This is a genomic window from Cerasibacillus terrae (genome assembly GCF_008039555.1).
Taxonomy (GTDB): Bacteria; Bacillota; Bacilli; order Bacillales; family Amphibacillaceae; genus Cerasibacillus; species Cerasibacillus terrae.
In genome coordinates, this window is record NZ_VDUW01000009.1 from 1 (window position 1) to 14,513 (window position 14,513).

General features: G+C 34.0%; 16 protein-coding genes and 1 riboswitch. Of the genes, 14 read left to right on the forward strand and 2 right to left on the reverse strand.

The features are described from left to right. Nucleotides 1–168 precede the first annotated feature (168 nt). Nucleotides 169–252: riboswitch (cyclic di-GMP riboswitch) on the forward strand. A 115-nt stretch (nucleotides 253–367) separates the two neighbouring features. From FHP05_RS11735 to FHP05_RS11800, 14 genes are all read left to right on the forward strand, one after another. Next, nucleotides 368–1,927 (forward strand): G5 domain-containing protein, encoded by a 1,560-nt coding sequence (locus tag FHP05_RS11735; RefSeq protein ID WP_147668463.1) that lies wholly within the window; start codon nucleotides 368–370, stop codon nucleotides 1,925–1,927. Beyond that, entirely contained in the window at nucleotides 1,927–3,582 is a 1,656-nt protein-coding gene (gene gspE, locus FHP05_RS11740; protein ID WP_147668465.1) for a type II secretion system ATPase GspE, read from the forward strand. The genes FHP05_RS11735 and gspE overlap by 1 nt, the downstream gene beginning before the upstream one ends. A 12-nt stretch (nucleotides 3,583–3,594) precedes the next feature. Next, entirely contained in the window at nucleotides 3,595–4,638 is a 1,044-nt protein-coding gene (locus FHP05_RS11745; RefSeq protein ID WP_147668467.1) for a type IV pilus twitching motility protein PilT, read from the forward strand. Then, nucleotides 4,638–5,852: a type II secretion system F family protein gene (locus FHP05_RS11750; RefSeq protein ID WP_147668469.1), complete on the forward strand. Its 1,215-nt coding sequence runs from the start codon at nucleotides 4,638–4,640 to the stop codon at nucleotides 5,850–5,852. The genes FHP05_RS11745 and FHP05_RS11750 overlap by 1 nt, the downstream gene beginning before the upstream one ends. Before the next feature lie 102 nt (nucleotides 5,853–5,954). Then, a complete protein-coding gene (locus FHP05_RS11755) occupies nucleotides 5,955–6,419 on the forward strand; it encodes a type II secretion system protein (RefSeq protein WP_147668471.1) in 465 nt (154 codons plus the stop codon). A gap of 67 nt (nucleotides 6,420–6,486) precedes the next feature. Continuing rightward, nucleotides 6,487–7,251: a prepilin peptidase gene (locus FHP05_RS11760; protein ID WP_330998091.1), complete on the forward strand. Its 765-nt coding sequence runs from the start codon at nucleotides 6,487–6,489 to the stop codon at nucleotides 7,249–7,251. A 41-nt stretch (nucleotides 7,252–7,292) separates the two neighbouring features. Next, nucleotides 7,293–8,321 (forward strand): type IV pilus biogenesis protein PilM, encoded by a 1,029-nt coding sequence (gene pilM / locus FHP05_RS11765; protein WP_191126337.1) that lies wholly within the window; start codon nucleotides 7,293–7,295, stop codon nucleotides 8,319–8,321. Further along, nucleotides 8,305–8,901: a PilN domain-containing protein gene (locus FHP05_RS11770; RefSeq protein ID WP_147668475.1), complete on the forward strand. Its 597-nt coding sequence runs from the start codon at nucleotides 8,305–8,307 to the stop codon at nucleotides 8,899–8,901. Before pilM ends, FHP05_RS11770 begins: the two co-directional genes overlap by 17 nt. Beyond that, nucleotides 8,894–9,577, forward strand: a complete 684-nt coding sequence (locus tag FHP05_RS11775) for a hypothetical protein (protein ID WP_147668477.1) — start codon at nucleotides 8,894–8,896, stop codon at nucleotides 9,575–9,577. The genes FHP05_RS11770 and FHP05_RS11775 overlap by 8 nt, the downstream gene beginning before the upstream one ends. Nucleotides 9,578–9,607: 30 nt before the next feature. Next, on the forward strand, nucleotides 9,608–10,069 hold the full coding sequence (locus FHP05_RS11780; protein WP_191126338.1) for a type IV pilus modification PilV family protein: 462 nt from the start codon (nucleotides 9,608–9,610) through the stop codon (nucleotides 10,067–10,069). Continuing rightward, complete coding sequence (locus tag FHP05_RS11785) at nucleotides 10,062–10,523, forward strand: hypothetical protein (protein ID WP_147668481.1); 462 nt, start codon at nucleotides 10,062–10,064, stop codon at nucleotides 10,521–10,523. The genes FHP05_RS11780 and FHP05_RS11785 overlap by 8 nt, the downstream gene beginning before the upstream one ends. Further along, nucleotides 10,492–11,742 carry a PilX N-terminal domain-containing pilus assembly protein gene (locus FHP05_RS11790; RefSeq protein WP_147668482.1) on the forward strand — a complete coding sequence of 417 codons (1,251 nt, stop codon included), beginning with the start codon at nucleotides 10,492–10,494 and terminating at the stop codon, nucleotides 11,740–11,742. The genes FHP05_RS11785 and FHP05_RS11790 overlap by 32 nt, the downstream gene beginning before the upstream one ends. Before the next feature lie 58 nt (nucleotides 11,743–11,800). Next, on the forward strand, nucleotides 11,801–12,028 hold the full coding sequence (locus tag FHP05_RS11795; RefSeq protein WP_147668484.1) for a hypothetical protein: 228 nt from the start codon (nucleotides 11,801–11,803) through the stop codon (nucleotides 12,026–12,028). Between the two features lie 71 nt (nucleotides 12,029–12,099). Beyond that, a complete protein-coding gene (locus FHP05_RS11800; protein WP_147668486.1) occupies nucleotides 12,100–13,407 on the forward strand; it encodes a DRTGG domain-containing protein in 1,308 nt (435 codons plus the stop codon). A gap of 149 nt (nucleotides 13,408–13,556) precedes the next feature. On the opposite strand, the gene FHP05_RS11805 is transcribed toward FHP05_RS11800, so the two are convergent. Together FHP05_RS11805 and FHP05_RS11810 are read right to left on the reverse strand one after the other, a co-directional pair. Next, on the reverse strand, nucleotides 13,557–13,976 hold the full coding sequence (locus tag FHP05_RS11805) for a hypothetical protein (protein WP_147668488.1): 420 nt from the start codon (nucleotides 13,974–13,976) through the stop codon (nucleotides 13,557–13,559). 136 nt (nucleotides 13,977–14,112) lie between these two features. Continuing rightward, nucleotides 14,113–14,415, reverse strand: coding sequence for a YtpI family protein (locus FHP05_RS11810; protein ID WP_147668490.1), 303 nt, complete (start codon nucleotides 14,413–14,415; stop codon nucleotides 14,113–14,115). Nucleotides 14,416–14,513 lie beyond the last annotated feature (98 nt).

Here is a 14,513-nt window from a genome sequence, read left to right on the forward strand (position 1 = left end):
TGCGTGTTAATTGTATAATTTTCAAAAAATGAACAGGGCCACCTTTAGTTGGACATTGACTTTTTGGCAAAAATTTTCGGAAACATGTTTACAGAATTTTTTAACTATTTTTATGCAATGCTAGTGAATGGTACTATTTTACTATATTAATGAAGTAAGTCATATTTAAATAAAAAGGGAAGCTTGGATATACGGTATAAAATTGGGCACCTACACCGTATGGAGCTGGTGGTGCAACCGACCTTTACATGAACAATTTTTGTTATGTAGAGGTTTTTTTAATGACTAAAACAAAAAATGCCCTTTATATGGAAAAAATAATAAATTATAAATTTCCAATTTTGAATCATTAAAGGCGGGATGAACAATGAAAATGAAAAAATGGTTTCTTTTTATATTCTTATTTCTTTTAATCGTAATGATTCCGCAAGCAAATATATATGCAACAACAAAAATAACATCTGGTTCCTCTATCGCGAATGTAGAACTATCTGGATTAACGACGGAAGAAGCAAAGGAAAAATTACAAACAGAATTGGATGCATGGCTAGCTGGTGATCCCATTATAGCAAAAAGTGATTTAGAGCAAATTAGTATTCCAAGATCTTCGTTTCAATTCGATCTTGATGCGACTTTAACAGAAATGAAACAGCAAACAAAGCGCCATTGGTCACGCTTTTTTAGAAGAAAACAAAACATCCTCTTACCTATTCATGTCTCTATCAAAGACAAGGATGCATTATTCGAGGAATGGCCAGATCGTATCGATAAAGAAAAAACAATAGGATATATCAAGACGGTTGTTGAAAATCTTGGAACACAACATGTGAAAATTGCTTATCAATCAGAACCTGAGAATGATTTACAAACTGTTGCAGAAATTAGTATTCCGATAAAAAAATTATCTAAAACAGATATGAAGTACATGGCTGATTCTGTTACAGGCGTATCAATCCCCATAGAACAAACATTTTCTTTTCTTGAGTCTGTTCATCTACCAGAACAATTTACAACCTCAGAAAAGGAAGTTGACTTTTTTGCAACAGCTTTTTATTCATTATTTTTACAAACAAATGTGAATGTACTAGAAAAGCATTCCCAACAATCTGTTCCTAGCTATGGGAAGCCAGGTGTCGAAGCAACAGTAAACCCTGAAAAGGCCCAAGACTTACTCATTTATAATCCAAATCATTTCTCATATATTGTCGATGCAAAAGTTGATGGAGAAAAATTAATTCTTTCTTTGCAATCAGTTACATCAGAATATACCTATAAATACAAACTAAAAGATACTAAGAAAGTAAACCCAAAAACAATCTATCGTTATAGCCGGGATTTAATGGCAGATGAAGAAATTATCTTGGAATCTGGAAAACCAGGAGAAAAAGTAGATGTGTACCGTTATACATATTCAAAAAATGGTGGATTTATTGATGGAGAATTAATGAAACGTGCGTATTATCCATCATCACCTAAAGTTATTTTGACATCCAATAAGACGCTTGTAGATCAATCAAATGAAAATGTTGAGGAACAAAACAATGACATAGAAAAAAACGAAGAACAGGAAGAAGAACAATCAGAAATAAATCAAGACAATCATAATAATACACAGAAAAATATACAGGCTGATGATTATGAAAAAATCATAGGTGAAACAGAGAAACAATTAGAAAAAAAACTGTTTGAATCGTTCAAAAAGGAATACTGTAAAAAAGAGAAAGAAAAAAAGAAAACAGACGGCCCAAAAAAGGAAAAAACTGAATTACCATGGGACATTTGTGATGAGGATAATGAGGAATTAAATCAATTACTATTTACATTCATGGTTCTTAATTTTTTTGCCGATTTATCTGAAGTTCCTGAAATGGATTTGGAAAAAAATATACCAGAAATAGAACAGCAAACGGAAGAGGTGAAACAATAATGCCTAGAATACGACTCGGGGATTTACTTGTTCAATCTAGTTACATTACCGAAAAACAATTAGAACAAACCCTATTAGAAAAATCATCCGAAGAAAAACTAGGTGATGCATTGTTAAAAGAAGGTTATATCACCGAACAACAATTAATAGAAGTACTGGAGTTTCAACTTGGAATTCCGCATATTAATATTTCGCAATATCCAATTGAGCAAGAGGCAATTCAACTTGTTCCACCTGAAATGGCCAAACACCATCATGCTTTACCGATTCGCATAGAAGATAATAAATTATTTGTCGCAATGGCAGATCCAATGGATTATTTTGCCATGGAAGAATTGAGAATGGCAACCGGGCATCAAATCGTTCCAGCGATAGCAACAAAGGATGCTATATTTCAAGCAATTACAAAATACTATGATTTACAAGAATCATTAGAAGAAGTAATGGGTGAATTAGCTCCTAATGAAAAAATTGATGATACCGATATTGCGGATGATGATTCACCGATTGTTCGATTAGTCAACCAAATTATTGCAAATGCGGTTGCCCAACGAGCAAGTGATATACATATTGATCCACAAGAGACAGAATTAAGAATACGTTACCGTGTAGATGGTGTAATGCGTACCGAACGTTCTTTACCAAAACATATGCAAAATGTAATTATCGCTAGAATCAAAATCATGGGAAACTTGAATATAACAGAAACCCGTCTTCCGCAAGATGGACGAATGAAGATGCAAATTGATTTTAAACCAATTGATATAAGACTTTCCTCCTTGCCAGCGTTGCATGGTGAAAAAATCGTAATGCGTATATTAGATTTAAGCAATGCACTAGACCAATTGGGAAAGGTAGGATTTCATGAAGAAAATCTACATAAGTTTCGTTCGATGATTCAACAACCAAATGGAATAGTGCTTATTACAGGTCCTACTGGTTCAGGAAAATCATCTACACTATATGCAGCTTTAAATGAATTAAATTCAGATGATGTCAACATTATTACGGTAGAAGATCCGGTTGAGTATCAATTGGCAGGAATTAATCAAGTCCAAGTAAATGAACAAATTGGGATGACTTTTGCGACTGGTTTACGTTCTATTTTACGTCAAGACCCGGATATCGTCATGATTGGGGAAATCCGTGATTTAGAAACAGCCGAAATATCTGTTCGTGCCTCATTAACTGGACATCTCGTACTAAGTACATTACATACAAACAGTGCTGCAGCAGCTTTAACTAGACTAACAGATATGGGAATTGAACCATTTTTAATTACATCATCCTTATCAGGTGTAGTAGCCCAACGGCTTGTCCGAAGAGTGTGCCGTGATTGTAGTAGAGAAGTAGAACCGACTGAAAGAGAAAAAGAGATATTTGAAGAACGGGGACTCCATGTACATACGGTAAAGCGTGGTCCCGGTTGTCCGAGTTGTAATATGACGGGTTACCGCGGACGAATGGCTATCCATGAAGTACTAGTTATTGATGATTCCTTACGTAAATTAATTATGCAATCTGTCAGTGCTAGTAAAATCCGGGAATACGCAAAAGAAACTGGGATGAAATTTTTATTAGATGATGGATTGATGAAAGTTGCTGATGGGTTAACAACGACAGAGGAAGTACTACGCGTTGCTTCCATGGAATAGAGGTGTTTATTTATGTATTACGATATTCATGAAATACTGAAAAATGCAGTTTTAGATAAAGCATCAGATGTCCATATTACCGTAGATTCTCCTCCAATAAGAAGAATAGACGGGAAATTACAAGCCTATGGAGATGTGTCTTTAACAGGAGAAGATACGGAAAAAATGGCAAAAACCCTTTTGTCAGATGTAGATTGGCAAAGTTTCTTAGAAAAAGGTGAGGTAGATGCTTCCTATGCTATTTCAGAAGTAGCACGTTTCAGGTTAAACATCTATCGCCAAAAGCAATCTGTCACGTTTGTAGCACGGATTATTCCGGATACGATTCCAACGATTCAGGAATTAAATATGCCAAACGTTTTGGAAAAATTAGCACGGAAGCCCCATGGTCTCATTTTAGTAACAGGTCCAACAGGTTCTGGGAAATCAACGACACTCGCAGCGATGATTGATTTTATTAACAAACAAGAAGCAAAACATATTATTACATTGGAAGACCCAATTGAATATGTGCATCATCATCAAAATTCGATGGTCCATCAACGGGAAATTGGATCTGATACAGAAAAATTTGCAAATGGACTGCGTGCAGCATTACGTCAAGACCCAGATATTATTCTTGTCGGAGAAATGCGTGATTTAGAAACGATTTCGACAGCTATTACTGCTGCTGAGACAGGCCATCTCGTTCTAGCAACACTACATACAAATAGTGCAGCACAGACGATTAACCGAATTATTGATGTGTTCCCACCACATCAACAGGCCCAAATTCGAATTCAATTGGCAGATGTATTGGAAGGAATAATTTCTCAGCGATTATTTCCACGGACAGGTGGAAATGGAAGAATTGCAGCAACAGAAATTTTAATTAACTTACCATCCATTGGGAATCTTATCCGTAGTGAAAAGATTAGTCAGATTCAAAATGTCATGCAGACGAGCCGAATACAAGGAATGCACACATTAGAAATGTCTATTCGTGATTTATTACAAACAGGGATGATTGAGATGAGAGCAGCTGCAGCCTATTTGAATCATGTGGGTGACGTGTAATGGCAGTTTTTAAATATACAGGTCGGAATAAAAAAGGTGCATTGAAAAGAGGGACAATTGAAAGTAAATCCCGTAATGAGGCAATTGCTGAACTGAAGAAAAAAGAGATTAGTTTAAGAGAAATAAAAGAAACAAAAGCAACGATTTTCAATAAAGATTTGTCAATCGGTGGAAATTCTGTAAAAAACCGTGACTTCGTTATTTATTGTCGCCAATTTGCAACATTAATTCGTGCTGGGGTTTCGATTGTCGAATCAACTCATATTCTTGCTGCACAAACCGAAAGTAAAGCATTACGAAAGACGCTCATAGAAGTGGAAGAAGATATTCGTGAAGGTCAATCTTATTCCGATGTAACAGAAAAGTATCCAAAAGTTTTCCCTGCCCTGTTTGTTAATATGATTCGCGCTGGAGAAATGACAGGTAGTTTAGATGAATCACTGGATAGACTAGCAAAGTACTATGAAAAACAATATAAATTAAAGAAAAAAGTCCAGTCTACCATGACATACCCCATTATTCTTCTCGTTTTAATTGTCGGTGTCGTCATCTTCATGATGCTATCAATTGTTCCAAACTTTGTCGATATGTTTGAACAATTCGAAGGGGAATTGCCGGCAATTACAAGATTGGTTGTATCAATGAGTGAATTTATCCAGAATTTATGGTGGCTTGGTTTACTCGTTCTTATTCTATCCGTTACAGCATTTTTGTTCTTTTATAAAAATAATAAAGTATTTCATTATAGTATCCATGTATTTTTATTAAAAATGCCAATATTCGGTAAGCTATTGCAAAAAGCATCGATTGCCCGGATGACAAGAACATTATCATCCCTATTCGTAAGTTCCGTACCGATTTTACAAGCACTTGCTATCGTTGAAAAAGTCGTAGGTAATCCAGTCATTGGAAAAGTAGTAAACGAGGCGAAAGCAAATTTAGAAAAAGGTAGCCCACTATCCGAACCATTTGAAAAAAGTTGGGTCTTCCCACCACTTGTTTCGCAAATGACCGCCATCGGAGAACAAACTGGTTCACTTGATTATATGTTAGAAAAAATTGCTGATTTTTATGAAGATGATGTCGATAGAACAGTAGATTCCCTGCAATCTCTTATCGAACCACTCATGATTGTAACACTCGCAGTTGTCGTTGGATTCATTGTTTTATCCATTATGATTCCGATGTTTACTGTATTTACGGAAATGCAATAACAGGAAAATAACATTTTAGGAGGTGATGCCACTCGGAAATCGCCGAAATGTCAGTTGGTATCATAATTATTATTTTACTAAAATGAGGAGGAAAGAACTTATATGTTAAAAAAATGGATGAACGAATCGAAAAAAAATCAAAAAGGTTTGACGTTAGTTGAGTTACTAGCAGTAGTTGTAATTCTAGCAATTGTAGCAGCAATTGCATTTGTGTTGATTGGGAATGTAATTGAGAATTCTAAGAAGGATGCGCACGTAGCGAATGCACAGCAAATTATTTCTGCAGCCAAAATGTATGATTCGACTATAGGTATGGAAAATAAGAAGGTTACTCTTCAAACACTACAAAGTGAAGAACATGGTTTAATAGGAACAATGCAAAGTCCTTGGAAGAAAAATGAATATGACAGTATTAATAATTCAGAAGATGTAATAGTAACTAAAGATGGTGACGAGTTCACTATTTCTGGTTTTAATGTCAGTGAAAAATGTGATATGGGTAATAAAACTGAGTCAGAATTAAACAAAGAAGGTCGCAAAGTGTGTATTAAAAAGAAAGAGAAATAAATACCTGCATCCCGGCGCCACTGAGCGCCGGGCCCATTATTCAAGCTTAGCAATAGGAAAGGATGTCATGCGAATGGAAATTTTGTTTTATAGTTATCTATTTATCTTCGGTCTCATATTAGGCTCTTTTTATAATGTTGTCGGGGTTCGTCTGGCAAATGAAGAATCCATTATTACACCACGTTCGCATTGTCCACAATGTAATCATCAATTAACAGTCTGGGAATTAATCCCGGTTTTTTCCTATGTTTTTCAACGAGGTCGTTGTAAAAATTGCCAAACAAAAATTTCAATCAAATATCCTTTATTTGAACTTGCAACTGCTACTCTTTTTACGATTTCACCACTAATGGTGGGATGGTCAAAGGAGTTGCTTATTGCTTTATTGCTTATTTCTCTTGTTGTGATTATTACGATATCTGATATAGAGAAAATGATTATCCCAAATAAAGTGTTGCTTTTTTTCGGAACTTTAATGCTAATTATTCGTTTTTTCATCCCAACGGAACCATGGTGGGATGGCTATCTTGGAGCAATGTTTGGTTTTCTTCTCCTTTTTATCATCATGGTTGTAAGTAAAGGTGGAATGGGTGGCGGAGATGTTAAGTTATTCTTTGTCTTTGGGCTTTTCGTAGGTATGAAGGGAGTCTTCTTTACCTTATTTCTCGCTTCGCTATTTGGATTGATTTATGGTGTCATACAAATGGGGCAAAAAAAGTTACAACGAAAGCAACCGATTCCTTTTGGCCCATTTATTGGTCTTGCCGTACTGGTTGTTTATTTCTTTTCCAATGAATTGAATCAATTGATAGAAATATGGATGCAAATGTAATTACAACAAAACGAATTACATATTTCAAGGAAGGTGACAACATGTTTTTATTTTCAAAGTCAAAGCGAATGGTAAATATCGTACTAGATGATTATGTGATCCGAATAGCGGTCAGTAAAGGAAATAATTTAGAATCCATAAAATTGTTAGAAGAACGAGAAGTACCATTAGGGTTAATTGAACACGGGAAAATCATCGATGAAATGAAGTTTTATGAATGGATGAAAGAATTGATTCGGGAAATGGGATTACGTCGGCATCCTGTTCGATTCTATGTACCCAATTCGCTTGTGATTATGCGTCATGTAACAATTCCAGAAGAATTAATTGGAGAAGGATTACATGAGTATTTTTATACAGAGATTGGTAAGTCCATTCACCTTCCTTTTCAAGAGGCTTTATTTGATGTGTTTGTTCCGAAAGTTGAAGGGCATAAGGAAGTAGAAACGAATGAACAACAAAAAAGAGGTGTTTTATTTGCAGCACCAGAAGAAGAAATCAATAAATACATGACGATATTTGCAGATGTTTCCTTACGCCCTGAAGCAGTAGATATTGAGCCACTAGGGGTTTATCGATATTTTTTCCATCTATATGAAAGGAAAAAAGATGTTGTGTCATTATTTTTCGAGATGAATTTAACCTCTTATCATTTGAGTATTTTTCATCACCATATTCCGGAATTTATTAGGCATCAATATTTAGATATACAAACTAGTGTATGGAAAATAACGAATAAAAATTCCAACCTACTAACTTGGGAATACCATGAGAAAACAGATACTTTGTTAGGTGAATTAGGAGATCACATTACAGAGCTCGGAAGGATTATGGATTTTTACCGTTATTCATTATACAAAGGCGAAAAAAAGGTTGATGAAATTATTGTTCATGGTGATTACCCTGACATTGAAAAAATTGTAACGAAATTAAAAGAACAATATGATATTCCAGTTAAATTATTACAAGCATATATGTCTGAATCCCATGATAAAGAAGTAGATATTCGGTTTATACCTGTTTTGGGATTAGCACTGAAAGGGGAAAGAATCGATGCTCCCAGAGATTAATTTACTCCCAAAAAGAGAGAAAGAAGGAAGAACTTCCTATTACATATTTCTTATCAGTGCCATTATTTGTCTATTATTATATGGATTATTTGCTTACTTTTATTTTAAAACATCTAGTGATTTAAAATTAGCAGAACAACAATATGAACAATTAGAAATGGAAAAGACGGCATTAGAAACAAAGCTAGATCAATCTTCTGTTGAAGAAGATGATGTTGGTGAATCGATTCGTTATGTCGAGCACTTCATCATCCCAACATCTCATTTTATTGAAGAACTTTTGGACTTACTACCAAAACATGCTTATTTAAGTGAATATAAATTTAACTTTGAAACTGCTGAATTACAAACACAGTTTGAAACACTAAATGATGTATCACTTTATACAGAAGAATTGGTCAAATCCAATTTTATAAAAGAAGTAGCAATTGAAGAGATAGAAACAATTTCAACTGAAGAATTAAATGATGAAGAGGAACAGGGGGTATATTCATTTGAAACGATTCCAAGATATGATGTGAGCTACTCTCTCGTCTTGGACTTACAAGCAATCAAAAAGGAGGTAGCGGAAGATGTATAACCTTTTTCAAGAGAATAAGCGAATTTTTTTCATATTAATAACTTTGCTATTTATTCTATTAATTATTCTGTATTTTATTGTATTACAGCCTATTTTCGCGCAAAAAAGGAATACAGAAAACTCTTCTGAAGGCGTAAACACAACGATTTCACAATTGCAACAGGAATTGGCTGATACAAAGGATGAAGATACATTCGACCCAGAAAAATATACATATGATAAAAAGCTCCCAGAATCAAAAGAGTTAGATGAGTTACTATTAAAATTTGAAAAGATGGAAGCAATCAGTTCCAATCGCATTATAAAAATGGATTTTTCGTATGTTGGAAGTATTCCAGAAACAGGGGTAGATAAGACTGGAGATGAAACAGAAGAAACGGAAACAAGTACGGAAGAATCTTCTGATGAGAGTACGAAAGAAGATATTGAACCAGCAATCGATATCAGCAATAAACCTGAAGCATTACAGCCGATTATAATTGATATGGAAGTAGCCGCACCTGATTATGATCATTTCCAACAGTTTTTAACAGAGATTGAAAAGGAAGAAAGACTAACCATTGTTAGTACATTGGAATTTGAAAAACCAGCAGAACAAGAGTTAGTTCGGGCAGAAGAACCAATAGAGGAAGTGGTTTTTAAGATTCAATTAATGACGTTTTATTATGAAAAGTAAATCTCTATGTTTCTAGAGAGGAGGAGATCAATGAAGCTCGAACCATTCAAACAAGATGAAAAAGGCTTAACACTTGTGGAAGTCGTAGCCTCTATTGTTCTCTTAATGATATTATTAACTTTTTTTATGAACTTTTTAAATCAGTCAGCGAAAATGAATCAAATATCTAAACAAACAGTTGATGCGACACATATTGCACAAACAGAAATGGAAAACATTTTATCCGAAAGTAAAAACTTTCAGTTGGATGATCGCAAAAAAGCATTGAGAAAATATCATAAAGTTGGTGAAGAAGCAGGCTGGGAAGTGTGGAAAAGATATACTGAAAATGAATCCGAATGGGCAGATTTTAACATTACCCTGAAATTAACAGAAGAAGGGTCCTCCCCATATTTAACAAAATTAATTATTGAGGTGGAAAATAAACAAGATGAAAATAGCTATGCCATGATGCAACATGTGCTCACTTGGAAGGAAATTTCCAATGAATAAAAATATTATTTTTCAAAATGAAAAAGGACTAACACTCGTTGAAATTTTAGCTACGACAGTACTTCTATCGATTATTATTATTTTTATTTCTTCTCTTTTGATGTTTGCCCAAAAACAGTTCAGTGCACAAACGGAAGATACGGAAGAATTATTTGATGTAACGTATGTCAGTCAAATGATTTTAAAAGACGTACGGAAAGCAACAGAAAAGCCTATTGTTTCGGAAAATAAAGTCGAAGTAAATCAACAGGCCTATGAATTTATTGAACACAGTAAAACCTTAGAAAAAAATGGTGTTCCGATTAGTAAGGATATAACGTCATTTACCGTTGAACTAGAGGAAGATAAATTTTCGTTATCATTAATAAGTCAAACAAACAAAAAAGTAGAAACGATGATTATGATTCGAGGAGCTGACTGTGATGAGGAAGCTGAAACAGAAATATGTAAATAACGCTGGGTTTGCTTTAGTTGGAGTCTTATTAGTCATTGTTCTTGTTGCTGGTATTGGTATGACGTTAATCCCATTAGCAAGTAATTCAATGAAAATGTCTTCGATAGATCAACAGGAAAAATCTGCTTTTTACATTGCAGAAGCAGGTATGACCGTTAAAATGGCAGAAATTAAAGAGCAGATTGCGGATGTATATGAAGAAACCACTAATGAAAGAGCATTTTATCAGCAATTAGTTGTAAAAATAAATGAAATGGATTTATTATACGATGAATTTGATCCGGTAAAAGGTGAGCAACCAACAGCAGAACTATCTTTAGAATGGTTAGAAGAAGAAAAAGGAACATACAAAATTACCTCTACAGGAAAGATTGGTAATCAAAAGAGGACAGTGGAACAAAATTTTAAAGTAGAGTGGTTATCTAAATCTGGTGAACCTTTTGACTTACCGAATTTAGCGATTTTCACAGAAGGTGATATTATAATAGACAACAATAATAATAAAAGTGATGGTAAGAAAGTGGAAGGATCTATTGGTTCGAAGGGCTATCTAGATATTGATAGTGATTACGTAAATGGAACTATTCATGAAAATGTGAAAGATAATTTTCCTGATTATTATGAACTTCCTCCTATTCCTACTAATTATTATAAATTAGTCGAAGGTAAGCTAAAAAAAACTACAGAAAATACGAATTATCCAAATTTAGAAGAAAAACATAAAAACATTTATATTGAAACTGATGGTAAGAATATAATAATGGTCGTAAACAATTTATCATTACATCATGCAAACTTGATAATAACCGGCAAAGGAAAATTGACTCTTTATGTTGTAGGGGATTTTTCTGTTCAACACAGTGAAATAAATAAAAATGATGTTCCTTTAGATTTATATGTTTATCAAGATAACATAGATTTAAAGAATGAAACGGTTTTTAATGGAAATCTACTCACGGATGCCAATGAAATTACAATGAACCCGGCTAAACAAAATCATAATTCACTTATTTTTGCTCCTAATGCACACTTTGTTCAAACAGGTGGACATCTTCATGGAATGGTCGTTGCCAAGTCTTTAAAGTTAGCAGGAAATGGATCCATTAGTTATGGTGGTCCTTTTTTAGTCGAATCTCCAGACTATGGACCCGGAAATTCAGAAACAAATACAGGGCCAATCTTTATAAAAACTCCCGTTCGAGAAACAGACAATCATTAAATGGATCATCTTTTCATATATTAATTAATATAATGATTTCTAAAAAGGAGATGATTCCATGCGTCATTACGCAATCTTACGTCTATTACTAGCTGGTTTTTTCTTATATTTTGCCTGGCCACTTATACCGGTAGCTTCATCCCAAGTAGAATTTATCTTTTGGGGAGCTTGGTTGGGATTTTTATTACTAGTGATTGGAGGAAACTTAGCTACCCTTTTACAATTAACTGACCCACCTGTAATGGAACAGGAACAGATAAGAGAACGTCAAGTTTATAAACATTGAGCTTTCACCGCTTCAACTGTATAATTAAAGATAGAGTGTTGAATAGTACAGTTGAAAGTCGGTGGTTTTTTATGACAATGACAAAACATGAAAAAATCATTCAACATATTACTTCTCTGCCTGTAGGGGAGAAAATTTCTGTTCGGAAAATCGCACGTACACTTGATGTTAGTGAAGGAACTGCTTATCGTGCGATTAAAGAGGCAGAAAATCAAGGCCTAGTAAGTACGATTGAACGTGTTGGAACGATTCGAATTGAAAAAAAGCGAAAGGAATATTTTGAACAACTTACTTTTGCTGAGGTTATTAATATTGTAGATGGTCAGGTCCTTGGTGGACGAGATGGCCTACATAAAAAATTAAATAAATTTGTTATCGGAGCAATGCAATTGGATGCAATGGCTCGATATACAGAGCAAGATTCACTATTAATTGTCGGTAATCGAGCTGATGCGCAAAAACTTGCATTACGGGATGGTGCAGCAGTTCTTATTACTGGTGGATTTGATACAACAGAGGAAATTAAGCGTTTAGCAGATGAGAAAGAATTACCAGTCTTATCGACAAGTTATGATACATTTACCGTTGCATCCATGATTAACAGAGCGATTTATGACCAATTGATCAAAAAGGAAATTGTCTTTGTAGGAGATATTTACACGCCATATGAAGAATCGCATTTTTTATATGCAAAAGATTTTGTTTCAAGTTGGTTTGATTTAAATGAAGAAACAGAACATACACGTTTTCCTGTGTTGGATGGTAATAACCGGGTAGTTGGGATGGTAACGTCGAAAGACATTATCGGAAATGATGAAAAGCTTTTATTAGAAAAAGTGATGACAAAAGAGCCATTGGTTGTTCAAGAGAAGACATCACTTGCATATGTAGCACATATGATGGTTTGGGAGGGAATTCAGCTACTTCCTGTCGTTGATGATACAAACAAATTACAAGGAATTGTTTCGCGACAAGATGTAATTAAGGCATTACAACAAATACAACGCCAACCACAAATAGGAGAAACTATAGAAGATATGGTTTCGAAAAATTTACAAACATCAGGGAAAGAACTTGTTTATCAAACGAAAGTTGTCCCACAAATGACCAATCAACTAGGTACCTTATCAAATGGTGTATTTATTTCACTTGTAACTGAGGCGGCAAGTAGATTATTAAATTCATTACAAAAAGGGGAACTTGTTGTTGAAAACTTATCAGTCTTTTTCTTAAAGCCTGTCCCAATTGATAGTGAAATTGAACTAAAACCAAAATTATTAGATGCAGGAAGATTATACGCTAAAATAGATGTCGATGTTTTTAATGAAGGAAAACTCGTAGGAAAAGTGTTAGTAATGGCCCAAGTGATGAATCGATAAATACGATAAAGTCGCAATGTCCCCGTTTTTGGGATTTCACAAGAAAATCAGTCATGATGATGGATCAAATATCTAAGAAGTAAAAAATGCAGAGCATATGTTGATATACTCTGCTTTTTTTCATACATTTTTTTAAACTTGCCTACTTTTTATTTATTTCGCTTACTCGTAATACCCATTGAATTGACTATTAAAACATAAAAAGGAAATGCAATTAATGCTCCTATAGCAAGAAGACCTGTTGCAGAGCTAGGAACATCTCCTTCATATGTTACTGGAAATAGAGAGGCGAGGATGTAAACAAATAGCACAAAATATGGAATCCAAAGAATAGCCGTCCCAAAACTCGATTTTCGACCTTTCATCCACTTTTTTGTTAGGAAAAAGAGAAGGATTGTACCAACTATAAATTCAACAATAATTGTTATTCCGGTTAACATATTTACAGTACCTATATTCCAATTTGTTATTCTGCTAATTCTATAAACATTAATCATAAGTTCGAGTGGAATGAAAATCATAAGAGCATAGAGAATACTGAGCCCGTTCAGTTTAAAGAAATATTTCATTCTAAAAAAGCCCCCAATCCATATCAAGAAAAAATCGAGTATAAAATCTATAAAATTTTATACTCGATTGATTACTTTATAAACGTTCTCTTGCTGTGCTATTTGTCTTACATTAAAATAAAAGTTACAATATTTTCTATTTTCCCTCTGGATGAAGTCTTTTCCATTCATTTTGATAATGCTTGGAAACCTTAAAACCATGAATGGTTTGTGCCCCTCCAATGAGAAGGAAGATGATTCCTATGAAAAGAGAAATTTTTGTTTCATAGAATAAGTATTGATTGATACCGAATGCAAAAATGAAAATACCTAAGCAAGAATGAGATCTTCCATTAAAATATTTTTGTGTTAATCCATCTTTCGTTTTTAGTATAGCTACCTTATAATATATATATAATACTAGCGACACAACAATTAATATTGGAAAAATAACACCCATATCATCTACTCCTATGTCAAACTTTAATTTAAACATATCTATTTTATATTGTAACGTCTTTTTACATGATATGCCAGAAAGAAAATTAGTTATTGAAA